22 protein-coding genes are annotated in these 25,047 nt (G+C 66.3%); 10 read left to right on the top strand and 12 right to left on the bottom strand.

Translation table 11 applies throughout. From position 1 onward, the window contains the following. The first annotated feature begins 39 nt into the window (after positions 1–39). The 3 genes from ASE49_RS01790 to ASE49_RS01800 all read left to right on the top strand — a co-directional run bounded on the left by ASE49_RS01790 (position 40) and on the right by ASE49_RS01800 (position 3,612). Entirely contained in the window at positions 40–921 is an 882-nt protein-coding gene (locus ASE49_RS01790; protein ID WP_056768103.1) for a hypothetical protein, read from the top strand. Positions 922–1,107: 186 nt separating this feature from the next. Beyond that, complete coding sequence (locus ASE49_RS01795; protein WP_056768106.1) at positions 1,108–2,298, top strand: acyltransferase family protein; 1,191 nt, start codon at positions 1,108–1,110, stop codon at positions 2,296–2,298. Positions 2,299–2,301: 3 nt separating this feature from the next. Next, on the top strand, positions 2,302–3,612 hold the full coding sequence (locus ASE49_RS01800; RefSeq protein WP_056768109.1) for an MFS transporter: 1,311 nt from the start codon (positions 2,302–2,304) through the stop codon (positions 3,610–3,612). Here the strand turns inward: ASE49_RS01800 and ASE49_RS01805 are convergent. The 6 genes from ASE49_RS01805 to ASE49_RS01830 are packed head-to-tail and all read right to left on the bottom strand — an operon-like array spanning position 3,589 to position 14,178. Beyond that, complete coding sequence (locus ASE49_RS01805) at positions 3,589–4,623, bottom strand: glycosyl hydrolase family 8 (RefSeq protein ID WP_056768113.1); 1,035 nt, start codon at positions 4,621–4,623, stop codon at positions 3,589–3,591. The two genes, ASE49_RS01800 and ASE49_RS01805, sit on opposite strands and share 24 nt — an antisense overlap. Continuing rightward, positions 4,613–5,068 carry a cellulose biosynthesis protein BcsD gene (gene bcsD / locus ASE49_RS01810; protein WP_235522806.1) on the bottom strand — a complete coding sequence of 152 codons (456 nt, stop codon included), beginning with the start codon at positions 5,066–5,068 and terminating at the stop codon, positions 4,613–4,615. The genes ASE49_RS01805 and bcsD overlap by 11 nt, the downstream gene beginning before the upstream one ends. A gap of 2 nt (positions 5,069–5,070) precedes the next feature. Next, positions 5,071–8,622, bottom strand: a complete 3,552-nt coding sequence (locus ASE49_RS01815) for a cellulose biosynthesis protein BcsC (protein ID WP_056768120.1) — start codon at positions 8,620–8,622, stop codon at positions 5,071–5,073. Beyond that, complete coding sequence (bcsA, locus tag ASE49_RS01820; RefSeq protein WP_056768123.1) at positions 8,619–13,082, bottom strand: UDP-forming cellulose synthase catalytic subunit; 4,464 nt, start codon at positions 13,080–13,082, stop codon at positions 8,619–8,621. Before bcsA ends, ASE49_RS01815 begins: the two co-directional genes overlap by 4 nt. Further along, entirely contained in the window at positions 13,079–13,831 is a 753-nt protein-coding gene (locus ASE49_RS01825) for a cellulose synthase operon protein YhjQ/BcsQ (RefSeq protein ID WP_056768128.1), read from the bottom strand. The genes bcsA and ASE49_RS01825 overlap by 4 nt, the downstream gene beginning before the upstream one ends. Then, a complete protein-coding gene (locus ASE49_RS01830; RefSeq protein ID WP_056768130.1) occupies positions 13,831–14,178 on the bottom strand; it encodes a hypothetical protein in 348 nt (115 codons plus the stop codon). The genes ASE49_RS01825 and ASE49_RS01830 overlap by 1 nt, the downstream gene beginning before the upstream one ends. 320 nt (positions 14,179–14,498) lie before the next feature. On the opposite strand from ASE49_RS01830, the gene ASE49_RS01835 reads away from it, so the two are divergent. Then, positions 14,499–14,885, top strand: a complete 387-nt coding sequence (locus tag ASE49_RS01835; RefSeq protein ID WP_235522783.1) for a hypothetical protein — start codon at positions 14,499–14,501, stop codon at positions 14,883–14,885. A 12-nt stretch (positions 14,886–14,897) separates the two neighbouring features. On the opposite strand, the gene ASE49_RS01840 is transcribed toward ASE49_RS01835, so the two are convergent. After that, the gene (locus ASE49_RS01840) at positions 14,898–15,974 is read right to left on the bottom strand and encodes an LD-carboxypeptidase (protein ID WP_082456272.1); all 1,077 of its coding nucleotides are present in this window, start codon (positions 15,972–15,974) and stop codon (positions 14,898–14,900) included. A gap of 95 nt (positions 15,975–16,069) precedes the next feature. Between ASE49_RS01840 and ASE49_RS01845 the strand changes: the two genes are divergently transcribed. Then, positions 16,070–16,945 carry an LOG family protein gene (locus ASE49_RS01845; protein ID WP_056768131.1) on the top strand — a complete coding sequence of 292 codons (876 nt, stop codon included), beginning with the start codon at positions 16,070–16,072 and terminating at the stop codon, positions 16,943–16,945. A gap of 13 nt (positions 16,946–16,958) precedes the next feature. Here ASE49_RS01845 and thiD read toward each other — a convergent pair whose 3' ends face one another. The 3 genes from thiD to glmM form a co-directional block, all read right to left on the bottom strand. Continuing rightward, positions 16,959–17,708 carry a bifunctional hydroxymethylpyrimidine kinase/phosphomethylpyrimidine kinase gene (gene thiD, locus ASE49_RS01850; protein ID WP_056768134.1) on the bottom strand — a complete coding sequence of 250 codons (750 nt, stop codon included), beginning with the start codon at positions 17,706–17,708 and terminating at the stop codon, positions 16,959–16,961. A 70-nt stretch (positions 17,709–17,778) separates the two neighbouring features. Continuing rightward, positions 17,779–18,006, bottom strand: a complete 228-nt coding sequence (locus tag ASE49_RS01855) for a DUF1272 domain-containing protein (protein ID WP_056768136.1) — start codon at positions 18,004–18,006, stop codon at positions 17,779–17,781. Next, positions 18,006–19,346: a phosphoglucosamine mutase gene (gene glmM / locus ASE49_RS01860; protein ID WP_056768139.1), complete on the bottom strand. Its 1,341-nt coding sequence runs from the start codon at positions 19,344–19,346 to the stop codon at positions 18,006–18,008. The genes ASE49_RS01855 and glmM overlap by 1 nt, the downstream gene beginning before the upstream one ends. Before the next feature lie 184 nt (positions 19,347–19,530). Between glmM and ASE49_RS01865 the strand changes: the two genes are divergently transcribed. Beyond that, positions 19,531–20,805, top strand: coding sequence for a dicarboxylate/amino acid:cation symporter (locus tag ASE49_RS01865; RefSeq protein ID WP_056768142.1), 1,275 nt, complete (start codon positions 19,531–19,533; stop codon positions 20,803–20,805). A 9-nt stretch (positions 20,806–20,814) separates the two neighbouring features. On the opposite strand, the gene ASE49_RS01870 is transcribed toward ASE49_RS01865, so the two are convergent. Together ASE49_RS01870 and ASE49_RS01875 are read right to left on the bottom strand one after the other, a co-directional pair. Further along, positions 20,815–21,555 carry a class I SAM-dependent methyltransferase gene (locus ASE49_RS01870; protein WP_056768144.1) on the bottom strand — a complete coding sequence of 247 codons (741 nt, stop codon included), beginning with the start codon at positions 21,553–21,555 and terminating at the stop codon, positions 20,815–20,817. 108 nt (positions 21,556–21,663) lie between these two features. After that, positions 21,664–22,272: an HNH endonuclease gene (locus tag ASE49_RS01875; protein WP_056768147.1), complete on the bottom strand. Its 609-nt coding sequence runs from the start codon at positions 22,270–22,272 to the stop codon at positions 21,664–21,666. A 170-nt stretch (positions 22,273–22,442) separates the two neighbouring features. Between ASE49_RS01875 and gluQRS the strand changes: the two genes are divergently transcribed. The 4 genes from gluQRS (at position 22,443) to ASE49_RS01895 (ending at position 25,022) form a co-directional block, all read left to right on the top strand. Further along, positions 22,443–23,285, top strand: coding sequence for a tRNA glutamyl-Q(34) synthetase GluQRS (gene gluQRS, locus ASE49_RS01880; RefSeq protein ID WP_056768150.1), 843 nt, complete (start codon positions 22,443–22,445; stop codon positions 23,283–23,285). Beyond that, a complete protein-coding gene (locus tag ASE49_RS01885; protein WP_056768153.1) occupies positions 23,282–23,515 on the top strand; it encodes an HIG1 domain-containing protein in 234 nt (77 codons plus the stop codon). Before gluQRS ends, ASE49_RS01885 begins: the two co-directional genes overlap by 4 nt. 6 nt (positions 23,516–23,521) lie before the next feature. Then, the gene (locus tag ASE49_RS01890) at positions 23,522–24,091 is read left to right on the top strand and encodes a cob(I)yrinic acid a,c-diamide adenosyltransferase (RefSeq protein ID WP_056768155.1); all 570 of its coding nucleotides are present in this window, start codon (positions 23,522–23,524) and stop codon (positions 24,089–24,091) included. A 61-nt stretch (positions 24,092–24,152) separates the two neighbouring features. Further along, positions 24,153–25,022, top strand: a complete 870-nt coding sequence (locus ASE49_RS01895; protein ID WP_056768158.1) for a 3-hydroxyacyl-CoA dehydrogenase family protein — start codon at positions 24,153–24,155, stop codon at positions 25,020–25,022. Positions 25,023–25,047: the final 25 nt, after the last annotated feature.

Here is a 25,047-nt window from a genome sequence, read left to right on the forward strand (position 1 = left end):
GGGCCGCGACGTGACATACTGATCCAACAGGAGTGAATTATGGCTACCAATTACACAACCGGCCGTGTGCCGGGCGAAGACGCTTATCTGGGCAAGACACCGACGCGGATCTCGTGGGGCGCGATTTTTGGCGGCGTGGTCATCGCGATCGCCGTGCAGCTGGTGCTGGGCATTCTGGGCGCCGGCATCGGCCTCACCATGGTCGATCCGGTGGAAGGTACGACGCCGGGCGCGTCGGGCTTTGGCATCGGCGGCGGCATCTACTGGCTGATTACCACGATCGTCGCGCTGGGCGCTGGCGGTTACACCGCTGCGCGCGTTGCCGGCGTGCATGAGCGCTTCGACGCGCTGACACATGGCCTGGTTGTCTGGGGCGTAACCCTGATCCTGACGCTGTATCTTCTTACGTCGGCTGTGGGCGGCATCATCGGCGGCGCGTTTCGCACCGTTGGCGCGGTTGCAGGTGCGGCTGGCTCCACCGTCAGCGCCGCAGCGCCCAAGGCTGCCTCGATCGCCGGCATCAGCGAGGACGACGTGCGCAGCGAAGCCGCCGCGTACCTGTCGGATGCACCCAGCGATCCGGCGCAGATGACGCCTGAGCAGGCGCAGAAGGAAATCGCCAAGCAGCTTCCGGCACTGGCGCGTGGCGGCGTGGAAGGCCAGCAGGCCGAAAGCCGCATCGTCGATATCGTCGCGGCCCAGCGCAAGATCAGCCGTCCTGAAGCGGAGGCGCAGGTAACCCGCGCCAAGCAGCAGTTCGTGCAGACCAAGAACCAGACCATCGAAGGCGCCAAGGTCGCTGCGGACAAGGCTGCCGGCGCTGCCGCCGACACCTCGTTCGTGCTGGTCCTGGCGCTGCTGGTCGGCGCTGCCGCGTCCGGCTTCGGCGCCAGCGCGGCGACCCGTCGCCGCCTTCGCTGACCGCAGAAGGGGCGGGTGGTAATGCCGGCCCGCCCCTTGTCCTGACGTTGCCACATGTAAAGGCCGGGCCGCGCTTTGCGGACCCGGCCTTTACCCGCGCATATCTGTTTGGTCGGCGTGGGTCGCAGGCGATGGACGCTGGGCGCCGCGCGGGCTAGGGGTCTTCCCACAGACAGGGGGTCCGCGATGAACACCATCAATCCCGGCATGGCGAGCATCGGCGCGATGATCGTGTCGATACTGCTCTCGCTGGGCCTTGCCCACGTCGTGGTCGGAAAGTCCGCCGAGCCGGTGGACCGGGCCCGGCTGCAGGCCGTGGACGGGCTGCGCTTTTTCCTGGCGATCGGGGTGATCTTCAGCCACTTTCCCGCGCATTGGGCCATGGCGTCCTCGGGCGTGTGGAACGCGGGCGTCGCCCCGGTATTCAAGGGCTTCGGGTCGAGCGCGGTCACCGTGTTCTTCATGATCACCGGTTTCCTGTTCTACGGCAAATTGCGTCGCGGCCACGGGCTGGTGGACTGGAAAAGCCTGTATGTCGGGCGCTTCCTGCGCTTGACCCCGCTATACCTGATCGCCGTGGCGATGATGTTCGTGATCGTTTTCCAGCTTACCGGCTGGACCGTCAGGGCCAGCCTGCCGCAGACCATCGTCTCCAGCGTGTCATGGCTCACCTTCACGATCCCCGGCGACCGTGCGGTGAACGGCTATCAGAACGCCCAGTATGTGCTGGCAGGCGCGATCTGGACGCTGCGGTTCGAATGGCTGTTCTATGCTGCGCTGCCGCTTGGCGCCTTGCTGGTCAGGCGGCTGGAGGATCACCACAAATGGCTGATCGCGCTGCTGGTGGTGGCCGCAATCGGCATCGCGGTGATGCCCGATGTGGGGCTGAACTGGTTTCGCCCCCGCCGCCTGTCACCGTTCTTCTTCGGCATGATCACGTATGAAATGACCCGCAGCCAGACAATAACGGGCATGTTGCGATCGCCGCTGGCGAGCGTCGTGGTGCTGCTGGCGCTGCTGGCCAGTTTCACCCTGGGCAACGAATACAATGCCCCGCGCTTCGTGCTTATGTTCCTGGTGTTCGCGCCGATCGCCTGCGGCAACAGTGTATTCGGCGTCATGTGCTGGCCCGCCACGCGCGCGCTGGGCGATGCAAGCTACAGCATCTACCTGCTGCACGGCATCGTGCTGACCGTGCTGCTGACACTGTTGGGGACCGGCAGAGTGGCGACCGACACCATGATGGTATGGCTGTGGCTGCCGGTGGCCTGCGTGGCCTCGTGCGCGCTGTCACTGGTAACGTACCGGCTCATCGAACTGCCCTGCATGCAACTGCTGCGGCGACCGGCGACCAAGACGCTGGAAGTGGCACCCTGAACGATGACGGTGCAAGGCCAGCATCAGAGCCGGGGTAGCGGCAACGTCTATCGCCGCAACGCGCGGGTGTTGACCGCCAGTCTGGTGGGTACGGCGGTCGAGTTTTACGATTTCTACATCTACGCCACCGCTTCGGCCCTTGTGCTGGGGCCGTTGTTCTTTCCGAGCGGGTCGAAGTCGGCGCAGCATCTGGCCGCTTATGCCACGTTTGCCATCGCTTTCATCGCCCGTCCGGTGGGGGCAGCCGTGTTCGGCCATTTCGGTGACCGCGTGGGGCGCAAGTCCACGCTGGTGGCCTCGTTGCTGCTGATGGGCGGGGCCACGGTGGCCATCGGCCTTTTGCCGACGTATGCCAGCATCGGCTGGCTGGCCCCGGCGCTGCTGTGCCTGCTGCGCTTTGCCCAGGGGCTGGGGTTGGGCGGAGAGTGGGGCGGCGCGGCGCTGCTGGCGGTGGAGAATGCGCCGCCCGGCTATGCCGCGCGCTTCGGCATGTTCCCCCAGCTTGGCGCGCCGGTGGGCTTTCTGGCCGCCAATGGCTTGTTCCTGGTGCTGTCCGCAACCCTGAGCGATGCCGATTTCGCCGCATGGGGTTGGCGCATCCCGTTCCTTCTGAGCGCGGTGCTGGTGGGCCTGGGATTATGGATCCGCTTTCGCCTGGCCGAAACCCCGGCCTTCGCCGCAACGGATAGCGAACCGCGCCGCGCGATCCCGTTGGTGGAGCTGCTGCGCACCCATATGCGCGAAACGGTGGCGGGCACCTTTGCGGTGATCGCATGCTTTGCGATCTATTACCTCGCGACGACATTCGCGCTGGGCTACGGCACCGGCACGCTGGGCTACAGCCGGCAGAGCTTCCTGGGCGTCCAGCTGTTCGCGATCCTGTTCATGGCGGCGGGCATCGTCTTTGCTGGATACGCGGCAGACAGGTGGAATTCGCGCGGCGTGCTGATCGCCGGATGCCTGTGCGCCATCGCGGTGGGCGGCGTGATGGGCGCGATGTTCGCCGCCGGGTCGCTGGCGCTGATCGGCGCATTCCTGTGCCTGGCGCTGTTCACGATGGGGCTGGTCTATGGGCCGATCGCCGAACTGCTGCCGCGTCTGTTCCCACCGCGTGTGCGCTATACCGGCGCGTCGATCGCGTTCAACGTGGGCGGTATCGTTGGCGGCGGCTTTGCGCCGGCCATCGCCCAATGGCTGACCGACAAGGGCGGTGTGCTGTACGTCGGGCTGTATATCTCGCTTGCCGCGCTGCTCAGCCTTGGCGGGCTGCTGTCGCTGCGAGGCGCGCCGTCACAGGCGCGCCAGCATCTGTAGCGACGCGGAGAAATAGTCCGTATCCAGCACGGGGGGCGGGGCGGTGTGGATCAGGCGCGCGGCAATCGCTGCGCCTCCGCTTGAAAGCGCATAGTTCGCTTCCTCTCCAGTGATCACATCCACCCAGGCGGGGACCGCGCGGTTTTGCGCCAGGCACGAACGCCACCAGTCCGCCACCGGTTGCACCAGCCCGGTACGCCCGCCGATCACCGCGTAAAGCGGCATGCGGATCGCGTCGTACCCAAAGCGTGGCGGCTTGTCGGCAGCGGGCGCCACCTGATCGTGTCCGGTCATCCAGACCCAGTCGCTGGGCAACTGGTGGGCGCCGAAACGGGACAGCCGGGTAATCGCCTCGGCATCGCGGATCACCGGGGCCCACATGGCCGTGCCGTCGATCTTGGCGAAGTGGTCCAGCGCGGGCCATACGAAATACGAAGGGTTGAGCGAAACCTGCGGACCTTCCGCAAAGCCGGTGATGCCGGGCAGCAGCAGGGTGCGTTCGAAACGGGTGATCACGCAATGCTGCCGGATCGCCTTGCGGATCTGCGCGGCACGCTCCAGCCACGCGCTTTGCCCCCAGCGCTTGCCGGCCCGCGCCAGCGCCCAGGCGATGACGATATCGCCATCGGTGGCGTTGTTTGGGTCTGACACCGGGTTGGGCTGGCGCGGGTCGTAGCGCCAGGCGTGCAGCGCCATGTCATCGCGGCCCAGGGTATCCTGGGTCCACTTGGCGATCCGCTCGAACGCATCGCGGTCGCCGGCGCGTTCGGCCAGGATCAGCCCGTAGCTCTGCCCTTCGGAATGGCTGATGCGGCCGTTGCCGGTATCGACCACGCGGCCTTCCGGAGCCACAAAACGGTCACGCCATTGCAGCCAGAATGTGTCGGTCACCTGCTGGGCGCGTCCCTGGTTTCCACCCGGATTGCAGGCGGCGGTGAACGCCACCAGCATGCCCAGCGAGAATTTGCGACGGTCGACCTGCGGTAGAATGCCAATGCGATCAGCGGCCATGGCGAAGCTCAAGCACGTCCCCCTTCCACTCCGCAGTGGTGCGAAGGACGGGGCCGCTGCCGAGCACGCGGAACCAGGCATCGTATGCGCCTTCAAGGACGCCCAACAGCATACGCGACCAGTGGCCGGCGCGATCGGGGGCGATTTCGGTCGGCAAGTCGCGGTGGCGCACCACCAGCGCATCGCGGCCCACGGCCAGTTCGATCTCGCCCCAGTCCAGCGCCTGCCAGAAGGCGTTGATGCGCGCGCACAGCACCGAGGCGTCGTTCACGCCGTCAAGCGGTTCGAGCGCGGCCATACGCCGTCCGATCGCCACGAAAAACCCGTGCGCCTGTTCATCCGGCACGCCATCGCTGACTTCTGCCGCCACCGAAATCGCCATCAGGGCAAGGCCGCCCACGCCGGTATCGTTGGGCCCGTTGCGGGGCTGGGGAAACGCCTGCATCTTCACTGCCCGGTACTCCCGAAGGTCTGACGCACGCCGAGAACGCTGCGGAACTCGTCATAGCTGCCGAAGGTGTTGTAACCCAGTTCGCCGCCGATGCGGGTGCCGGGCGTGATCTTGTAGTATAGCGAGCCTTGTGCCGACAGCGCGAAGCCGGTCTTGCTCAGGCTGTCGTAGTACGAGCGCACGTCCGTATCGCGGGCCTTGAGCGCATCGAGCTGCGCCTGCGCCGCAGCGTCGGTCGGATAGATCGGGCTCTGATCTTCCTTGTAGCTCTGGAAGCCGGGGGTGAACGAGGCGGAAGCGTCCCAACGATCGTCCTGCATCGTGTAGTTCACCGGGAAGCCCACCGAGATGAAGCTTTGCGGGCTGAAGTAACCGCCGTTGCCGTACGTGAAGTAGTTCTGGCTCTTGTCGTAGCCCTGGTAATTCACGTTCAGGCCCACGGTAACGCGCGAATGCTGGCCCTTGTAGGCTTGCAGATACCCGCCGACGTTGGCCTCATACCCGGTGTTCTTGAGCACGTTGGTGCCGGTGAGGCGGTAGTAGCGCCCTTCGCCGTACACGCCGCTGCCCTGATCGTCATAGCTCAGCCCTACGCCGCCTGCGGTGCGCATCACCTGGCCCCAGCGCTCGCCGGTCACCGGATCAAGCGTGCCGGCATAGGAGATGATCGAATCGGTGACAGGACGCTGTTCGACGAACGCGGTGGCGCGCACGTTCTGCCCGATCTTGGGGGTGATCGCGGCCCGGCCTGCGAATTTGGTCTGGCCCATGCCGATCGGCGTGGTGCCGGCCTCGATCTGCAACAGGTCGCTTTCGTAGCCGCCCGAGAAGGCGACACCAGAGGCGTTCTGACTGTCCGCGTTGACCAGCGCTGAAGGCAGCGCGGCAACGATTCCCACCGCTTCGGGTGTGGCGTTGCTGCCGAAGCGGGCAAGGCCCGATCCGGTTGGGCGGCCGGCATCGATCACCACCGCTTCGGCCTTGGCAAACACACGCCCCCCGGCAGCGCCAGTGGAGAACTTGGCCGAACCCTTGATCTCGTCCAGCTTCGACAGGCCGGTCTCGCCCGAGCGACCGCGATAGCCGGTCTGCACGTCAACGCGGGGGCCAGTGTCCGTCGCCAGCTGGGCGATCTGGGACTGGATCTGCGCCATCACCGGATCGCCGGCATAGGCCACGGGAACCTGCGCCGGCGCGCTGCCGCCGCCGAACGGCGCGGGGCCGCTGGAGACAGGCGCGGCCCAGGCGGACTCAGGCGCCGTGTTGGCGGTGGGGGAGGCATACCGGTCCGGCGCGGAATAAGCGGCCTGTTGCGGTGCGGGCGCGTAGCCGCCGAACCCGCTTTGCGCGCCTGCGTAGCCTGCTGTCTGCGGAGCCGCGAAACTGCTGGCTTGGGCGCCGGAGAACCCACCTTGCGCCCCGGCATAGCCAAGGCCGCTTTGCACCGGCTGCGGATATGCGGCGGGCAGGCGTGTGCCACCGCCCAGCGCGAAGGGATTGACCTGCTGCGGCGCGGCCTGAACCTGGTTGCGGAACGGATTGGCACCGCCCGCCGGGCCACCCGCGTTCATGCCGGCGAACGGATTGCCGCCCATCGCCATGCCGCCGCTTTGCCGAGTGTAGAGTTCCCGCGCTTCCTTGAGCAGGCGCACCGCCGCCTTGTCGTCACCCCGGGCTCGTTCGACGTCGGCAAGGGCCATGCGCACGCGGTAGTCCTGTCCGTAGGCGCGCAGCACCTGCCGCTGGGCCTGTTCAGACAGGCCCTTGTCGCCGGCAGCCTGCGCGGTGTCGGCAAGGCCGAGCAGCGCATCTTTGTCGTTGGGCTTGCGCGCCAGCACCAGCTGATAGGTCTGCGCCGCTTTCGCGGGCATGCCGCCGGTCTGGTACAGCCGGGCAAGGCCGCCCAGGATCTCGGGATTGTCCGGCGCGGCGGCATAGGCCTGCTGCAGGATGTCGAAGCCATCGGCATAGCGGCCGGCCAACCGTGCGGCATCGGCCTGGCCCACCATCAGCCCCGCGCTCATGCGCGCATAGGCGCGCTGACCGTCCGCCGATCCGCCCGCCATCTGGCTGGCCTTCTGCAGCGCCTGCTGCGCCAGATCGTCTCGGCCCGTGCGCGAGAATACGCCGATCAGGCCTTCGTAATCGTCGATGTTGTCGATCCGCCCGTTGAGCGAGGCTTCGGCCACTTGCGCGGCGCCTTGCGCATCGCCCAGATCGAGCAAGGCATTGGCGACCGCCGCCTGCTTGCCGGCGGGCACGGACGCCATCGCGCCCAGCTGGCGCAAGCCGTTGATCGCCTGCGCTTGTTGCCCGTTCGCCGCCATCTGGCGCGCGCGCGCGATCGCGGCGTCGGTCTTCACCCCGATCGCCAACTGGCGCATCGGCGCGGTGCGCTGCGCTTCGGGGATCATCGAGATCAGCCGGTCTGCCTCGCCGGTGCGGCCAAGATCGTTGTTAAGCAGCGCGGCAGCATAGATGCCGTCCGCTTGCCCGCTGGTGGTCAACGAACGGATCAGCGATTCGGCTTCGGGCACGCGGCCCCGCTTGATCTGGAATTCGGCGAACTCGTAGCGGATCCACGGATCGGTGGGGTCGAGGACCAGACCCTGCTGGAATTCGCGCGTCGCGCCCAGATCATCTCCGGCGGCGGCGGCGGCCAGCGCGCGGTTGCGCACCGCGCGGGCTTGCAGGCGGCGCTCGTCATTGCCGCCGCTGCCCTGTCCGGCCTGGCGATACAGATCAGCGGCGTCGGCGTAGCGGCCCTGTTGCTGATAGATGTCGCCCAGCAGTTCGAGCGCCGGGGCGGGCTCTTTGTAGCCCGAACGCGCCAGTTCCTCTGCCTTGGCCTGCGCATCAGCGAGCCGGCCCTGATTCACCAGCGCCCGGGCATCGGCCATGCCGGCGAAGAAGCGCGCGGACGCCAGACCTTCGGCCCACTGGCTGGCCTTGCCGGCCTGCGAAGCCTGGGTGAGCAGGCTGGTTGCTTCGGCGAACTTGCCTTCGCGCAGGCGCACCAGGCCAAGGCCGCCTAGGGCATCGGGATCGCGGCGGTTAACGCCAAGGGCGCGCTGGAACTGCGCGGCGGCGGTGGAAAGGTTGTTGTCCTGCAGCGCATCGAAACCGGAAACCCGCGCGCGTCCGGCACGGTCGGCGGACGACACCGGCGTGGGCGCGGGTCGGGCGGGCGCCGGGCGAGGCGCTGTCGCCACCGCGCGCTCAGGCTCGGGGGCCGGGCGCTGGCGCACCGCCACGGGCTTTGGTTCAGGGGCGGGGCGGGGCTGCGCCTTGGGCTTGGGTGCAGGCGGGGCCTTCAGCGCCGGGTTGTTGGGATCGAGCGCGCGGGCGCGGCGCAGCGCCTGCTGGGCCAGGTCCTCACGCCCCTTGGAGCGCCAGTATTGCGCCTGCTTCACCAGCGCTTCCACCCCGTTGCCTTGCGCCATGACGACTGCCGGCTCCATCCCTACCCCGGTGCCCGAAAGCATCAGGGCGAGCCCCGCTTTCGCGATCCGGGTGGTGTGGCGCTTCGGAGTCGTCGCACTGGTCATGGATGGTCATCCTGGCGGCCGAGGCGTTTTTGCGCTTGTCGGCGGAAGTAGAGGTATGCCGGTCCGGCAAGGATGACCGCCAGCGCGAGAGTGAAGAGGCCCAGCAGCCAAGGCCGCTGACTTGTCCAGTAAGCTAATTTCATCCAGATCGGAAGAGATCCGACCCAATATCTATCGCTTATCGCGAAGCTGGTCATGCCGTCACCGCGGGTCACCGCAAGATCGCCCTGGATCGACGCGTTGACCTTCACGTCGGTCATGCCCTGCACCAGATCGGGCAGCGCCGCGCCATCGTCCGCCAGCAGCGCCACCACAGTGCGATCGGCGGCATAGGGCGAGCGGAAGCTGACGATGCCGGAAAAGCCGCGCGCATCATAGACCAGCGGGGCGGCCTTCATCGGGTCATCGCGCTGGGTGCCGCCGAACAGCGAAGTGATCCACTGCAGCGGCGAGCGTTCGGCCACGCGCAGGCGGCCGTTTTCAAAGCGCACCGGCGAATTGCTGAACATGTCCGCCTGCGCCAGCTGCGTACCGCCAATCACCAGCACGTCCTGCGAGGACAAGGCGTCGGCATCCATCGTGGAGGTGACGGTAACGGCAGTTACCGGCACGCCGGTGGAATCCCCGAAGCGGCCCATCAGCGTCAGCAGCGCTTCGACCGAGGCCATCGAGGGGTTCTGCGCTACGACAATGGTGGTCTGCGACAAGTCCGGGCTGGCGGTGAACGGGAAGCCGGCACCGGCGAACGTCGCCAGATCGGGCATCAGGATCGCGTGGTAGGCGCTGCTGAGGTCGATCGTGCTTTTGGGGTCGAGCGAGACGCGCACGTTATCGGGCAGGGTGCCGGTGCACTTCTTCTTGTCGGCGATGATCAGGTTGTAATCAAACGTCAGTTCGTTCTGGCCGAACAGGTTGTAGCGCGGCAGCATCACCGAAGCGTCGCTGTCCTGGCTCTTGGCGCCGCCGCCGCCGAACAGCGCGCTCCAGAAGCTGGCGCCCAGCGGCAGCGTTTTCAGGTACTGGCCGTTGATCGAGACATCCAGGCGCGAGGCGCGCTGGTCCAGCCATTTGGCCACGGGGTAGCGATAGCCCAGGTTCAGTTTGCCGCCTTCGCGAGGCCAGAAGAACAGGTCCGGCGCAACGCGGAAGCGGGCCGATAGCGGGCCGGGCGGAATGCCCATGCCCTGCAGCGCGTAAGGCTCCATGATCGAGCCCAGCTCCACCGGCTTGTCCGTCGAAAGCCAGCGCAGCGCGCCGTAGCGCGGCCAGGCGGGAATGCGCACGCCGTCGAAGTTCATGCGCTGGCCGCCGAATACGCCCCGGCCCAGCGCCACCGCAGCAGCGGCGGTGCGCAGTTCATCATCGTTGCGGCCCATGATCACCAGCAGCGTGCCGTTGGGATCGTTGGGGTTGCGCATCGCCGCCGCCGAAGCGCCAGTCGGCGGAGCAATGTCCAGGCCGGGAATGCCCTGGCCGCTTTTCAAAAAGACGATGGCGTTGCCGCGCGGGATGGTGCCCACGCTTGGCGGGAAGGAGAACCCGCGATAGCTGGCCAGTGCGCCCAGCCAGCTGGCGGTGGCCGCTGCTGCCTGCAGTTCACCGCCGCGCGGCTGGGCTGCAAACACGAACGGCATGCGCAGCGGCACGTTCTGGCCCTTGTCGAAGAACGGCAGGGGCAGGCGCGACAGGTCGGGGCCGTACGGCAAGGGCTGGTAATTGAAATCGAACCACGAGCGCGTGTTGCTGACGTTCGCCCACAGCGAGGAGTGGAACGGATCTTCGCAATCGCGCGCGTAGTGACCGATAAGCCGCAAGTTGAGCTGGTTGTCACCAGGCAGGAACAAGGCCGGGTTCACCGGCACTTCGATCATCTGGCCGGCGGCCTGCGCGCGGGTAAGCGGCAGCGTCTGCACCACTTCGCCGTTGACGATAATCACCAGCTGGCTGAGATCGTCCAGCATCGATGGCGACCAGGCCAGCTGCAGCCGCAGCACCGCGCCGGTGACCACCCGGTCCTGGCGCATGCCGAACGGAATGCCGATTTCGCCTCGCGTTCCGGCCAGCCGGATCGGACGGGAAATGCGCAAGTCCTTCAGCGTCAGGCGCTCGGCCAGGCCGCCAACGGCAGGCGTCGTGCCGGGTTGGGTCGCTACGGCAGGTCGGGCCTGGGCAGGGGTTTGGGCGTGGACTTCGGAGGTGCCCAGCAACAGCCCGGCAGCGCCCAATACTATCGCGCCGGCAACAGCCGCAGCCTTTGCGAAGGGCACCCAGGATTTGCCGCCCGGCGTCCTGGGGTCGGGTGCAGGCGCATCCTTGGCAGCGGCCAGCGCCGCCTTTTTGGCGGCGGCGGCAAACACCCGGGCGCGGCTACGCTCTGTCCGGTTGAGCCGCAGCATGCGCTTGATCGTGACCATGTCCACCCGCAGAATATCGGCGAAGGAGCGCAGGCTTCCCACCGGCGCGGGCGGGTTGGACTGCCATGCATCGGCGCGGCCCATCACCGCGCGCACCAGATGGCGACCGGCCATGATGTCCAGCTTTTCGAATCGCACGTACGCGTTCGTATCGTTGGTGCGCACCGTTTCGACCGGAATCGACAGCACATCATCCCCCATCGCCATCGTGATGTGGCGCACCGACCGGTCCTTGGTGGGCAGTTCGGCCGGAAGCGCGATTGCCGCGCCGCCCATCGAAATGTCGATGGTTGTGCCCGGCACGGTATGGCCTGAATTGAGGTAGGCGGTGACGGGCAGCGCCACTGGAATGCGGATGTCCACGCGCGCCTGGCGGGTTTCGCGCGCCACCGAAACGGCGGCCAGCAGGATCGCCAGACTGAACAGCGCCCACGCCACGTTCAGCACCAGCGTATCGGTCTGGATGTTGAACATGTACGGGAAAAACGCCCATTTCACCACCGACATGACGATGCCGGTCACCACGATGCCGATGCAGATCAGGTGCGGCTTGACCACGGCGAAGTCGAAATAGGTCTGGTCGAGCAGCGAGCCCTTGTCGGTCACGTTGAACTTGCCCTTCCGGGGCTGGAACCACGTCATCACCGTGGGCTTGACCAGGTGGAACGCCAGGATCGTTTCGTACACTTCGCCCCAATACGGACGGCGCCAGCCTTCCTGCACGCGCTCGTTCGCGACCGACGAGCAGAACAGGTGCGGCATCGCATACGCGAAGATCAGCGAGGCGGAGGCCTGCACGATGTTCTGGCCGAACATAAGGTAGGCCAGCGGACTGGTCAGGAACACGATGCGCGGCAGCGGATACTGGAAGTGCATCATCGCGTTTAGGTAGCACAAGCGCTGCTGCCAGGTGAGGCCGCGGCCCAGCAGCGGATTGTCGATGCGCATGATCTGCGTCATGCCGCGCGCCCAGCGGATGCGTTGGCCCACGTGAAGGACCAGGCGCTCCGTCGCCAGCCCGGCAGAAAGGCGCGCGCTGATGTAAGCGGTGTTCCACCCGGTGCGCTGCAGCTTGAGTGCGGTGTGCGCGTCCTCGGTCACCGTTTCGCCGGCAAAGCCGTTGGTTTCCATCAGCGCTTCGCGCCGGATGATCGCGCACGAACCGCAGAAAAAGGTGGCGTTCCACAAGTCGTTGCCGCCCTGCACCGGGCCATAGAACAAGTCGCCTTCGCCGGGCATGTCGTTGCCCATGGTGGAGGCCAGGTTGCGCTGCACGGGGTCGGGCGAATACATGTGGTGCGGGGTCTGGATCAGCGCCAGGCGCGGGTCCTGCTGGAACCAGCCGACGGTCAACTGCAGGAAGGCGCGGGTCGGCACGTGGTCGCAATCGAAGATGGCGATCAGTTCGCCGTCGGTTTTCTTCATCGCCGCGTTGAGGTTGCCCGCCTTGGCGTGCAGGTTGTTGTCACGCGTGATGTAGCCGCAGCCCGCTTCCTTGGCGAAAGCGCGGAATTCCGGGCGCTTGCCGTCGTCCAGGATGAACACACGGTAGCGGTCCGCCGGATAGTCCAGATCCTGCGCGGCGAAGACCGTGTTGCGCACGATCTCCAGGCTTTCGTTATAGGTGGGGATGTAGATATCGACCGTGGGCCAGGTGTCAGGCGTGCCTTCCGGCTCGATCACCGGGCGATCAAGCGGCCAGCTGGTCTGCAGGAAGCCCAGCAGCAGGATCACCCACGCGTACAGTTCCGCCAGATACAGCACGCCGCCGAAGAAGAATTCGAGCGGGGTGTTGAACGCCAGCGTCTGCGTGGTGCGCCAGAACAGGTAGCGGGTGGACACCATGACGGCGAGCAGGCCAACCGCCAGCGCGCCCTTGCGGCCGGGCCAGCGCTTGAGCAACAACGCGCCGGCCATCGTGACGGCAGCGCAGATCCATTGCGCCGGGCCGTCCAGCGGCACGCCGATCACCAGCGCCGCAATCAGCACGATGCCCAGCACGGTGACGATCCGTCCCGGCTTGCTCGAAAGGATGTTGGCGATCATGCGGCCCTGCTGGCGGAAGGCGAACCGTGCGCACCGCGCGCAACCCAGGGGCGGCCCGGCGTATCGAGCGCGGGGATCACCGCTGCGCCGATCGCGCGCACATCGACGAGCGCGGCGCTGGAGGGCGCGTATTTGGAAAGCGGCTGCAGCATCGCGATCGCCTCGGGCACCGCTTCGTCCAGCCGCACCCGGCCCAGCAGGCGGGTGCCGACCAGTTCGCGCAGGAACGCGGCGCTGTGGCGGGACAGGCGGCGGGTTTCATCCAGCGCGTTGATCACGAAAGTGGTGGCGGCAATGTTTTCGGGGCTCGCCTCGTCCAGCACCTGCGGCATCAGCGCCAGGGTATCGGGCGCGGCGTTGAGCACGCAGACCGACGCGCTGGCGTGCGGAACGATGCGCCGGGCGAAGGTGTATTCGCTGGCCGGAACGTCGATCACCATCACTTTGTCCATCCCCGTTTCGAGATAGCCCATCTCGCCCAGCACGGGCACGAAATCGGGGTCGTCCAGCGCGGGCAGATGGCTGCGCAAATTGATTCCGCCCGCCAGCACGGCGTCTTCGGCCGGTGCGAACAACGAGGGCAGGGTCAGCGCTGGCTGCAGGCCGAAGTGCAACGGCAGGGTGTTGCGCGGCGCGACCGTAAGCACGGTCACGTCCGCGCCCATTTCCGACAGGGCCATCGCCAGGTGCGATGCGATGAAGGTGGTTCCTGCGCCGCCTTTGAGGCCGTGGCATACGATAAGAGGCATCAGATTTCCCCGCGTGAGCCAAGGTCGGACAAGTGGCGTAACATGGCGCGTACGTCCTGCGCCTGGGCGCCGCGCCGGTCGCTGGCACTGCCCGGGGAGGCCGATCCCTGGCCATAGCGGCTGAACAGCGCGTTCAGCGGTTCGGACTGCAGGGGCTGGAAGGTTTCGACGATCGCGGGTTCGGGCGCAGGCGCTTCCGTCTGGTCGATGGCCTGCAGGCGCGGATCGCGCAGCAGCGCCTCCAGGATCGGCCACAGCTCCAGCTCTGAGAAGCGGTCTTCGAATTCCTTGTAGGCAAAGTCGTTCTTGCCAAGCTTGTCGAGCAGATTTCTGGCGTCGATGCGCATACGAACCCCCGTGTGAGTACGTATTTTCTGCGCGTAAAATGGTTAAAAAAGCGTAACGGGCCGCGGGCAGGCCCATGCCCGCCACGCCCGAAATTCCCCAAAAGCCCCCGCCCGGATAGAATTTCTTCAGAAGAAAAGGACGCAGCCGGCCCAGATTTTGTAATCCTGTGTTATGTTAACCATGATCTATAACTGCACAAACAGACCTGCGCCAATAGCGAATCAGGAGATTTACGCATCCGGTCACGGGTGAGACGGCAACTGTTGCGCAATAGACTCAGCGGTGCCGGGTTGGGCAGACCCGAAGGAGAATCACCCCTATGCCAGTACCCGATCCAGACTGGCGCGCAGCTCTGCCTACCGCTCTGCCATCCTCCGAAGAGGGGGCGGGGGAACGGCGGCACGCACGCGCGGCAGTGGAGATGCTGGCCCGCTTTCGGCGTGGCATCACCTCGTCCACGGTGATGCTCAAGGATCTGACCCCGCTTGGCGCGCGGGTGGAGGGGGTCGGCGCGCTTGAACCGGACGAGTTCGTCAGCCTGGCATTGCCGGGTTGCCGCCCGTCGATGGCCTTTGTCGCCTGGGCCAACGACCATTGCGCGGGGCTGCAGTTCGTCGAACCGCTGAGCACCGCGCAGTTCGAGGATCTGGCGCGTCAGTATGGCCTTGCCGCCGATGTGCCGCCACCGCTTCGCCCGCTGGGCTGACGCGGCGACTTTTCAGGATACCGCGGGTTCCAGCAGGCGCAGCGTTCCCGCATCGGCGTCGATCTCGGCCATGGTGCCGGACGGGATGCTGATCTGCCCCGCGACATGGCCGATCATCATGCCCTGAAATGCCGGGACGCCCAGGCTGGCGAAACGGCGATCGAGCACTTCGTAGACCGTGAAGTTGGAAAAGCCGCCGTCCGGGTTCTCGCAGTGCGTGCATTGCCCGAAAACCACACCCGCCACTTTGCCAAGGATGCCGGAAAGCGCCAACTGGGTGAGCATACGGTCGATCCGGTATTCGGATTCGTTGGTTTCTTCCAGAAACAGGATCGCGCCGGTGAAATCAGGCAGATACGGCGTGCCCACCAAGGCGGTCAGGACAGACAAGTTGCCGCCCAGCAGCCGTCCGCGCGCTTTCCCGCCGCGAAACGTCCTGGCGCCCGACCCGCGCCCGCCAAGGTTCGGCCCCGAGTAGGACGGCGTGGCATACGTGGGCATGGCCCCTTCAAACGCGATCTGCCTGAACGATTCCCAAGACGCCGGCGGCCAGGAGGTGGACGCATTGGGGCCGTGGATCGATACGATCCCGGTCCTGGCCAGCGCCATGTGCAGGGCGGTATTGTCGCTGAACCCTGCGAACAGCTTGGGTTTGCGGCGGATCGCGGCAAAGTCCAGATAGGGCAGCAGCCGGGCCGATCCCCACCCGCCGCGCACCGCCATGATGGCACGCACGCCGTCGTCTGCGAACATCGCCATCAGATCGTGCGCGCGCACCGTGTCTGACCCGGCAAGATACCCCTCCCGCGTGGTGAGGTGCGGGGCGAAGCGCGGCTCCAGCCCCATCGCTCGCACCGTGGCGCCGATCTCGTCAATGCCGAACCGGTCGGCCACGAAGCCGGCGGGCGCCACCAGACCCAGCACGTCGCCATTGCGAAGACGCGGGGGCCGGACCATATCGTGCGCCATTGGCGGCGTCGCCGTGCGTGCGAAGGCTCCGATGCCCGGCAGCACACAGGCCGCGCCGCCGATCTGGAAAAGTGCGCGCCTCCGCGTCAGGGGGCGCGTTTGCGTGTGTCCGCTCGTCATCATGCCAGCCTAAGGCTTGCACGAAGCGATGCAACCGGGCGCTCGCAGGTTGATTTGTATCCGGCGCCTATTTTGCGCCGGGCCATGGAGCATTGATGACCGAAGCCGAAGATAAAGACCTGACCCAGCGCCGTTTCTACAAGGCCGATCAGGAAGCCAGTTTCGCCGACAGGCACGCCGAAACCGTTCAGACCGAGCATCCCGCGTATCGCCTCGCCTATCGCGATACCGATTTCATCCTGCGCGATGAACTGCGACCGGTGCGCTTCCAGCTGGAACTGCTCAAGCCCGAGATGCTGCTGGAGGAAGCCAATATCGGCTCCACCCTGGTGATGTACGGATCGGCGCGCATTCCGTCGCCCGAGCAGGCCGATGCCGTCGTGGCGGCAGCTGGCAGCGGCGATCTGAAAGCGGTGGCGGAGCGGCTTGCCGCAAAGGCGAAGTATTACGACGAGGCGCGCAAGCTGGCCCGGATCGCCAGCAGTTGCGCTATCGTGGAAAAGGGCATGCGCCAGTTCGTGGTCTGCTCCGGCGGCGGTCCCTCGATCATGGAAGCGGCCAATCGCGGCGCGGCTGACGTGGGCGCGGAATCGCTGGGCCTTAACATCGTGCTGCCACACGAGCAGGCCCCCAACCGCTACGTGACGCCGCGCCTTTCGTTTCAGTTCCACTACTTCGCGCTGCGCAAGATGCACTTCCTGCTGCGCGCCCGCGCGGTGGCGGTGTTCCCCGGCGGCTTTGGCACGTTCGACGAGTTCTTCGAACTGCTCACCCTGATCCAGACCGGCAAGATGAAGCCGATCCCGATCCTGCTGTATGGGCGCGAGTTCTGGGAGCGGGTGATCAACTTCGACGCGCTGGCCGAAGAAGGCGTGATCAATCCGGCCGACACCAAGCTGTTCCGCTGGTGCGAAACCGCCGAGGAAGGCTGGGGCCACGTGAAGGCCTTCTACGAACTGGAATGCGACTGATCGCCTGCCGCGCTTAGCGCACGGCGTGATGCCCCAGCGGCCCATGCCCCGCGCCGAAGCCCGGCGCGGCGAGCAGGGCGGCGCGCACGAAATCGCGCGCGTCCTCGATCGCGTCCGCCAGTGGTGCGCCCTGGCCCAGGAATGTGGTGATGGCGCTGGACAGGGTGCAGCCGGTGCCGTGGGTGTGCGCGGTCTCGATGCGCGGCGCGGTCCATACCTGAGGTTCGCTGCCCGGCGTGACCAGCCGATCGACAACCATGTCGCCCGGCGCGTCGCCGCCCTTGGCCAGGTAGGCGACGTTCCGTGCGGCCAGCCCGGCGTCTCCGCCCAGCGCGACCAGTTCATCGACGTTGGGGGTGGTCAGGCTGGCGATCGCCATCAGCCGCTCGAACGCGGCCACCGTTTCAGCGTCGGCCAGCACCGCACCGGCGGTGGAAATCATCACCGGATCGAACACGATCGGCACGCCCAGCCCGGCGATCCGGTCCGCCACCACGTGCGCCACGGCGGCGCTGCCCAGCATGCCGATCTTGATCGCATCCACCCCGATGTCCGAGAGGCACGCGTCGATCTGCGCCGCCACCAGTTCGGGAGAAAGCGCTTGCGCCAGGGTTACTCCGGTGGAGTTTTGCGCGGTGATCGCGGTGATCGCGGTCATCGCGTAGCCACCCAGCAGCGTGATCGTCTTGATGTCGGCCTGGATGCCGGCACCGCCGGAACTGTCGGACCCGGCGATGGAAAGGATGCGAGGGGGCTGGTTCATGATTCGTCCCTACGCGCTGCAGGGCCAGAGAGTCGAGCCAGGCATTTTGCCCAGGCGCTTCCGGTCTGCGTCAGCCCTTGAAGTGCCGCACTTTCGAAGGTGGGGCGGAATCGTGATGCTGGCGGGCGCGGGTCGGCCGGTCGGTCAGTTCGCCGCCGCATTGCGGGCACTGATCGTCCAGCGCTTCGGCGCAGTCCGCGCAGTAGGTGCATTCGAAGCTGCAGATGAAGGCACCGGGCGCTTGTGCTGGCAGATCGACGCCGCAGCGCTGGCAATCGGGGCGCATTTCCAGGGCCATCAGGCGGCTGCCTTCTCAACCGCGTGGCAGATCGAGGCGACGGCGGCTTCCACATCGTTCGCATCGTCGCCCTCGGCCATGACGCGGATGACCGGCTCGGTGCCGGACGGGCGGATCACCAGCCGCCCCCGCCCGTCAAGCGAGGCCTGGGCATCGGCGATGGCCGCCTTTACGCTGTCCGCTTCCAGCGGCTTGCCGCCCGCGAAGCGCACGTTGCGGAGCAGCTGGGGCACGGCATCGAACAAGTGCAGCAGTTCGCTGGCGCGCTTGCCGGACTGCACCAGCGCGGCCAGCACCTGCAAGGCGGCCACGGTGCCGTCCCCGGTGGTGGCATGATCGAGCAGGATCATGTGGCCGGACTGTTCGCCGCCCACGTTGAAACCGCCGCTGCGCATCCGCTCCAGCACATGGCGATCGCCCACGGCGGTGCGTTCCAGCGTCAGGCCCTGGCCCTGCAGGTAGCGTTCGAGGCCGAGGTTGGACATTACTGTGGCCACCACGCCGCCCCCGCGTAGCGTGCCCTGCGCGGCCAGACGGCTGCCGATAAGGGCCATGATCTGGTCTCCATCCACGGTCTGGCCTTTTTCGTCGACCACGATGAGCCGGTCCGCATCGCCATCCAGCGCGATGCCGATATCCGCGCCGGAGGACACCACGGTTTCCTGCAGAAGTTCGACATGGGTGGAGCCACACCGGTCGTTGATGTTCTTGCCGTTGGGGTTGACGCCCACCGCCACTACTTCGGCGCCCAGTTCCCAGAAGGCGGACGGGGCCACCTGGTATGCCGCGCCGTTGGCGCAATCGACCGCGATCTTCAGCCCGTCCAGTCGCACGGTCGAAGGCAGCGAGGCCTTGACCGCGTGGATGTAGCGACCACGGGCATCGTCGATGCGGCGGGCACGGCCGATCTCGGGCGCATCCGCCAGCGCCATGTCCTGCGCCAGCATCGCCTCGATCGCCAGTTCGTCCTCGTCCGACAGTTTGAAGCCGTCCGGGCCGAACAGCTTGATGCCGTTGTCCTCGTACGGGTTGTGGCTGGCCGAGATCATCACGCCCACATCGGCGCGCAGTTCGCGGGTCAGCAGCGCCACGGCGGGGGTCGGCATCGGGCCCAGCAGCACCACGTCCATGCCCACGCTGGTAAAGCCGGCCACCATCGCGTTTTCCAGCATGTAGCCGGACAGGCGCGTGTCCTTGCCGATCACCACGCGGTGGCGGTGGGTGCCGCGCAGAAACCGGGTGCCCGCCGCCTGCCCCACTTTCATCGCGGTTGCGGCGGTCATCGCGCCCTGGTTGGTGCGGCCGCGAATACCGTCGGTGCCGAAGAACTGCTTGCCCATTGACTGACCTTTGAGGAAATTTGCCCGGTGTAGCGCATGGCCATGGGGCATCGGCGGTTACCGCGGGTTGAACGCGCTCTTAAAGTTTGTTTAGAATCCGCTCCGAAACGGACTTCAGGCCGCGCTTGTAGCGGCTTACCACGCAAATTGCCATCTGTGGCCGCGCCCCCTATCTGTGGCCGCGATGACGGCTTCACCATCCCCTTCGCGCGCGTCGCGCATTCCCGAAATCCGCGTGCCCGGCGTCCTCACGCTGGTGGGCCTGATCGCCGGGCTGGTCCTGGGGCTGGCGATCGCCGGACACCCGCTGGCGCCAAAAGCGCTGGCGGTGGCAGGGCCGGTCGGCGCGCTGTGGCTGCAGGGCCTGCAGATGACCATCCTGCCGCTGGTGGCCGGGCTGCTGTTTTCGGGCATCGTCGAGACGGTGGCGATCGCCAAGGCCGGGGCGATGGCGCGCCGCACGCTGGGGATCATCATCGGGTTCCTGGCGTTCAGCGCGGTCCTGGGCGCGGTGGCGATGCCGGGGCTGCTGGCGGCCTTCCCGATCCCTGCCGGCGTCAGTTTCGCGCATGGGGCCGATCCGGGCAAAGTGCCGGGCCTGGCGGAATTCCTGTCCTCGCTGTTGCCCGACAACGTCATATCGGCCGCAGCCTCCAGCGCGATGCTGCCGGTGATCGTGTTCGTCTCGCTGTTCGCCTTCGCCTCCACCCGGCTGGCGGAGGAACCGCGCAGGGCGCTGGCCATGCTTTTCGAGGGGCTGGCCGGCGCGATGATGATCGTGATCGGGTGGGTGCTGATGCTCGCCCCGATCGGCGTGTTCGCGCTGGGCCTGACGCTGGGCGTGCGCAGCGGCGGCGCGGCGCTGGGCGCGCTGGCGCATTACATCGTGCTGGTGACCGCGGTAGGCGGCGTGGTGATGATCGCCGGATATGTGATCGCGGTGCTGGCTGGCCGGCAACGGCTGGGCAAGTTCGCCGCCGCCATGCTGCCGGCACAAGTGGTGGCGATCTCCACCCAGTCCTCGCTAGCGACGCTGCCCGCGATGCTGGCCTCTGCCCGGACGCTGGGCGTGGCGCCGACCACATCGGAGTTCGTGCTGCCCCTGGGCGTCACGCTGTTCCGGGCGACGGGGCCGGCGATGAACATGGCAGTGGCTGTCTACGCCGCGCGCCTCGCCGGGCTCGATCTGACGACCGGCGCGCTGGCCGCAGGCGCCTTTGTGGCGTTTGCCACCACGTTCGGCGCAGTGTCCTTGCCAGGCACGATCAGCTTCGTATCGTCCATCGGCCCCATCGCGGCGGCAATGGGCGTGCCGCTATGGCCGCTGGGCGTACTGGTGGCAGTGGAGGTGTTGCCAGACCTGATGCGCACCATCGGCAACGTGACGATGGACGTGGCGCTCACCAGCGCGGTGGACGCCAGCGTAGGCGAGCAGCCGGCGCACGAAACGATCCATTAGCGCCGGATTTTATGCCGGCTTGGTCATGGTCACCAGCGCCTGCCAGAATGCGGGGTGGCTGGTGGTATCCTGCCCATCCGTGAACGCGATGTCTTGAAAGCCCAGATCCTGCGCCCAGAACCGGATCCAGTCGCGATGCAGGAACGTATCCAGCGTATTGGCCCAGCCGTGCTTTTCGAACGCCTTGATGCGATTGCGGAAAACGCCGTGATGCTGGGGGTCTTCCAGTTCGAGAAACGAGAACACCAGCCGTCCGCCTGGCTTCAACGCCCGAAACGAGTCGCGCATGTAGAGATAGCATTCTTCGGGATAAAGATGCGTGAACACCGACCAATGGAAGATCATGTCTAGCGAGCCGTCAGGCGCTGCGATCGTCAAATCGCGATGGACGATCGCATCGTAATCGGGGCACTTCGATTTCAGATATGCCACCAGCGGCTTGACGATGTCCGCGCCCTTGTAGCTGCCCTGCCAGCCCGACCGTTGCAGCGCCATCGCCGTTCGGCCCGCACCGCAGCCCAGGTCATAGATCGCCATGCCGTCTGCCAGACCATGGTGGCGCAGCACCGCGACATGCCCATCGCCCTGGCGGACAAATTCCTCCGGCGAGATGGCGCCGATCGATGCGAACATCGCCATGTCGTAGTCGTTGGGGTATTTCCGGCGATGGCGTGCGACCATCGCATTGTAGGAGCGTACCGAGTGCCAGCGGTTGGCGCGCAGTAGAAGTTTCTCAATCAATCGCGCCATTTGCTTGCCCCGCACACTATAGGAACCGCCCTATGCGGGGACAGATGCCGGCGTCAAGCAGGGCGGCCAAACTGGATCATCTCTTGCGGATACGGGCCGCAGACCGGCTCACTCTTCCAGTTCGATGTCCCAATATAGCCAGTCGCGCCAGGTTTCGTGCAAGTAGTTGGGCGGAAAGCCGCGCCCGCGTTCCTGGAGTTGCCAGCTGGTGGGCCGGATCGGCTGGACCAGCGGGGGCATGTGCGCCTGCTTGGGGGTGCGGCCCCCTTTCTTGAGGTTGCAGGGTGCACACGCGGTGAGAATATTTTCCCAATGCGTGCGCCCGCCCAGCCGGCGCGGGATCACGTGATCGAACGTCAGGTTATGCGGGCTGCCGCAATACTGGCACGAAAACCGATCGCGCAGGAACAGGTTGAAGCGGGTAAACGCCGGAAATTCGCTGGGCTTCACATACTGGCGCAGCGCGATCACCGAGGGGATCTGCATCGTCCAGTTCGGGCTGTGCACCGCGCGTTCGTAGGTGGAAACGATGTCCACCCGTTCGAGCACCACCGCTTTGATCGCGGTCTGCCAGGGCCACAAGCTGAGGGGGTAATACGAAAGCGGCGTGTAATCCGCGTTGAGAACAAGGGCAGGGCAGTCCGAAAGACTTCTGGAGGGATCACCCTCCGCGCTGCGGAACCGGGCCGCGCGCTCGATCAGGTCCGCCCTGAGCATGGCCTCCTGTTGCAGCTTGGCATTACGGTTTCATGGCAACCCATGGCCCTTTTGCAGCACTTGGAATCGCCCTCGTCAAGATGGGTCGGGCGGGGTTGCGCAGCACGATCCACAACTCCGGGCCACAGATGCGGGTATTGCCCGCGGCTTGGCGGCGCTATGGACGGGCGATGCGCACGCGCTTCGCTCCCAGTCCCAATGGCCCGCTGCATCTGGGCCACGCCTATGCCGCGCTGGTGGCGCATGACACCGCAGGTGCGTCGGGCGGCACGTTCGTGCTGCGGATCGAGGATATCGACGGCGAACGCAGTCGTCCCGAGATGGTCGACGAAAGCATCGACGATCTGCGCTGGCTGGGACTGGACTGGGACGGGCCGGCGGTATTCCAGTCCACCCGGCTGGACAGCTACGCCGCCGCCGCGCGGCGCCTGAAGGCGCTGGACCTGCTCTATCCCTGCACCTGCACCCGCGCGCAGATCGCCGCCGCCGCGCAGTCCCACGGCCCGGATGGTCCGATATATCCCGGTACCTGCCGCCATCGCGACGTGGACCCGGCCAACGCGGCGTGGCGGCTGGACATGGCCAAGGCGATGGCGCTCACCGGGCCGCTGGTCTGGCGCGATGTTGAGGCCGGCCCGCAGCCCGCCACGCCGCAGGCGTTCGGCGATGTGGTGCTGGTGCGCAAAGACCTGCCCGCCAGCTATCACCTTGCCGCAACGCTGGACGATGCGACAGACGTGGTCAGCCTGGTGACGCGCGGGATGGACCTGTTCGCCGCCAGTTCGGTTCACCGTCTTCTGCAGGCCTTGCTGGACCTGCCGGTGCCGGAGTGGCTGCATCACCCCCTGCTACTGGAGGCAGATGGCCGCAAGCTGGCGAAGCGGCGCGGGGCGCCATCGCTGGCGGACCGGCGCCGTGCCGGCGAGGACGGGAAAGCCCTTGCCGATGCCTTGCGCAGCGGGATTCTGCCCGCTGGCATTTCCCTGTCACAAGGCTTACATCATGGTCCATGACTTATATCCTCGTCCCCGTCATAGTCGTGCTGGTGATCATGGTGATCGTCAGTCTCGTGCGTGGCATCGTCGCCTTCCTCAACAGCACGAAGGAAGACCTGTATCGCGATCCCGGCTCAACCGGGCCAACGCAGAACCAGTTGCTGCAGAACAAGATGATGTTCAACCGCATCAAGTATCAGGCGGCTGCAGTGCTGGTCTGCGCGCTGCTGATGGCCATGGCGCGCTGACGTTCGTTGGTTCGTCTCAACAAGATCTACACCCGCACCGGCGATGATGGCACCACGGGCCTCGTCGATGGCTCGCGCCTGCCCAAGCACGCCGCGCGCATGGATGCGATCGGCGCGGTGGATGAAGCCAACTGCGCCATCGGCATGGCCGTGTGCGTGCTGGCGGGCAATCCGCACGCGGTCACGCTGACCCGCATCCAGAACGACTTGTTCGATCTGGGCGCCGACCTTGCCACCCCCGGTGATGATTTCGAGCCTGGCGAAATGACGCTGCGGATAGTGCCGGCGCAGGCTGCCTGGCTGGAAACCGCGATCGACGCGATCAACGCGCGGCTTGAGCCCTTGCGCAGTTTCATCCTGCCTGGCGGCAGCGAAGCGGCGGCGCGGGTTCATGTGGCGCGTGCCTCTGTCCGCTCTGCCGAACGGCGCGCCACCGCGCTGGCGGAGGTGGCGCCGGTGAATCCTGCAGCGCTGTCCTACATCAACCGGCTGAGCGACTATCTGTTCGTGCTGGCGCGCGCCCTCAACGGCGATGGCGCAGACGATGTGCTGTGGGTCCCCGGTCAGAACCGCTAGGTTGTTCCGGCCCGATCACCCGCTAGGGCACAGGTAAGGTTGATCTAAGGGAGAATCGCAAATGCAGACAGTCGGCATCATCGGCGCGGGGATCATGGGCGCGGGCATCGCCCAGACGGTTGCCAGCAAGGGTATGGACGTCATCCTGACCGACATCAGCCTGGAAAACGCCGAGAAGGGCAAGGCGGGTATTGCAAAGAACCTGGGCAAGCTGGTCGCCAAGGAGAAGATGACCCAGGCCGATGCCGATGCCCTGCTGGGCCGCATCACCCCGGTGGGCGATTATGCGCCGCTTTCCGCTGCCGACCTCGTCATCGAGGCGGCGACCGAGCGTGAGGACATCAAGGCGAAGATTTTCGAGGCGATCGGCAAAGTGCTGGGCCCCAAGGCGGTGCTGGCATCAAACACCAGTTCGATCCCGATCACCCGCATGGCGGCAGGCTCACCCGATCCGACGCGCTTTTGCGGCCTGCATTTCTTCAATCCCGTGCCCGTAATGGGATTGGTCGAAGTCATCCCCGGCCTTGCCACCTCGCCGGAAACGGTGGCGGCGATGAAGGCGTTTGGCGAACGGCTGGGCAAGACCGTCGTGCTGGCGGGCGACGAGCCGGGCTTCGTGGTCAACCGCATCCTGTGCCCGATGCTGAACGAGGCGATTTTCGTGCTGGGCGCGGGCATCGGCTCGGTTGAAGATATCGACGCCGGCTGCAAGATCGGCCTCAATCACCCGATGGGCCCGCTGACCCTTGCAGATTTCGTGGGCCTCGACACGCTTTACGAGATCATGAAGGTGTTCCAGTCCACCACCGGCGATCCCAAGTACCGGCCCGCGCCGCTGCTGCAGAAGTACGTCGAAGCCGGATGGTATGGCCGAAAGAGCGGGCGCGGTTTCTACGACTATTCGGGCGAAAAGCCGGTTCCCACGCGGTAATTGCAAGGACGGGGCGGGTATTAAC

This window comes from Novosphingobium sp. Leaf2, from assembly GCF_001421325.1.
Classification (GTDB): domain Bacteria; phylum Pseudomonadota; class Alphaproteobacteria; order Sphingomonadales; family Sphingomonadaceae; genus Novosphingobium.

What these genes read in the sequence shown, in the direction of transcription:
- ASE49_RS01790 (WP_056768103.1), top strand. Translation starts at nt 40, where the DNA reads ATGGCTACCAATTACACAACCGGCCGTGTGCCGGGCGAAGACGCTTAT.
- ASE49_RS01795 (WP_056768106.1), top strand. Translation starts at nt 1,108, where the DNA reads ATGAACACCATCAATCCCGGCATGGCGAGCATCGGCGCGATGATCGTG.
- ASE49_RS01800 (WP_056768109.1), top strand. Translation starts at nt 2,302, where the DNA reads ATGACGGTGCAAGGCCAGCATCAGAGCCGGGGTAGCGGCAACGTCTAT.
- ASE49_RS01805 (WP_056768113.1), bottom strand. Translation starts at nt 4,623, where the DNA reads ATGGCCGCTGATCGCATTGGCATTCTACCGCAGGTCGACCGTCGCAAA.
- bcsD (WP_235522806.1), bottom strand. Translation starts at nt 5,068, where the DNA reads ATGCAGGCGTTTCCCCAGCCCCGCAACGGGCCCAACGATACCGGCGTG.
- ASE49_RS01815 (WP_056768120.1), bottom strand. Translation starts at nt 8,622, where the DNA reads ATGACCAGTGCGACGACTCCGAAGCGCCACACCACCCGGATCGCGAAA.
- bcsA (WP_056768123.1), bottom strand. Translation starts at nt 13,082, where the DNA reads ATGATCGCCAACATCCTTTCGAGCAAGCCGGGACGGATCGTCACCGTG.
- ASE49_RS01825 (WP_056768128.1), bottom strand. Translation starts at nt 13,831, where the DNA reads ATGCCTCTTATCGTATGCCACGGCCTCAAAGGCGGCGCAGGAACCACC.
- ASE49_RS01830 (WP_056768130.1), bottom strand. Translation starts at nt 14,178, where the DNA reads ATGCGCATCGACGCCAGAAATCTGCTCGACAAGCTTGGCAAGAACGAC.
- ASE49_RS01835 (WP_235522783.1), top strand. Translation starts at nt 14,499, where the DNA reads ATGCCAGTACCCGATCCAGACTGGCGCGCAGCTCTGCCTACCGCTCTG.
- ASE49_RS01840 (WP_082456272.1), bottom strand. Translation starts at nt 15,974, where the DNA reads ATGACGAGCGGACACACGCAAACGCGCCCCCTGACGCGGAGGCGCGCA.
- ASE49_RS01845 (WP_056768131.1), top strand. Translation starts at nt 16,070, where the DNA reads ATGACCGAAGCCGAAGATAAAGACCTGACCCAGCGCCGTTTCTACAAG.
- thiD (WP_056768134.1), bottom strand. Translation starts at nt 17,708, where the DNA reads ATGAACCAGCCCCCTCGCATCCTTTCCATCGCCGGGTCCGACAGTTCC.
- ASE49_RS01855 (WP_056768136.1), bottom strand. Translation starts at nt 18,006, where the DNA reads ATGGCCCTGGAAATGCGCCCCGATTGCCAGCGCTGCGGCGTCGATCTG.
- glmM (WP_056768139.1), bottom strand. Translation starts at nt 19,346, where the DNA reads ATGGGCAAGCAGTTCTTCGGCACCGACGGTATTCGCGGCCGCACCAAC.
- ASE49_RS01865 (WP_056768142.1), top strand. Translation starts at nt 19,531, where the DNA reads ATGACGGCTTCACCATCCCCTTCGCGCGCGTCGCGCATTCCCGAAATC.
- ASE49_RS01870 (WP_056768144.1), bottom strand. Translation starts at nt 21,555, where the DNA reads ATGGCGCGATTGATTGAGAAACTTCTACTGCGCGCCAACCGCTGGCAC.
- ASE49_RS01875 (WP_056768147.1), bottom strand. Translation starts at nt 22,272, where the DNA reads ATGCTCAGGGCGGACCTGATCGAGCGCGCGGCCCGGTTCCGCAGCGCG.
- gluQRS (WP_056768150.1), top strand. Translation starts at nt 22,443, where the DNA reads ATGCGCACGCGCTTCGCTCCCAGTCCCAATGGCCCGCTGCATCTGGGC.
- ASE49_RS01885 (WP_056768153.1), top strand. Translation starts at nt 23,282, where the DNA reads ATGACTTATATCCTCGTCCCCGTCATAGTCGTGCTGGTGATCATGGTG.
- ASE49_RS01895 (WP_056768158.1), top strand. Translation starts at nt 24,153, where the DNA reads ATGCAGACAGTCGGCATCATCGGCGCGGGGATCATGGGCGCGGGCATC.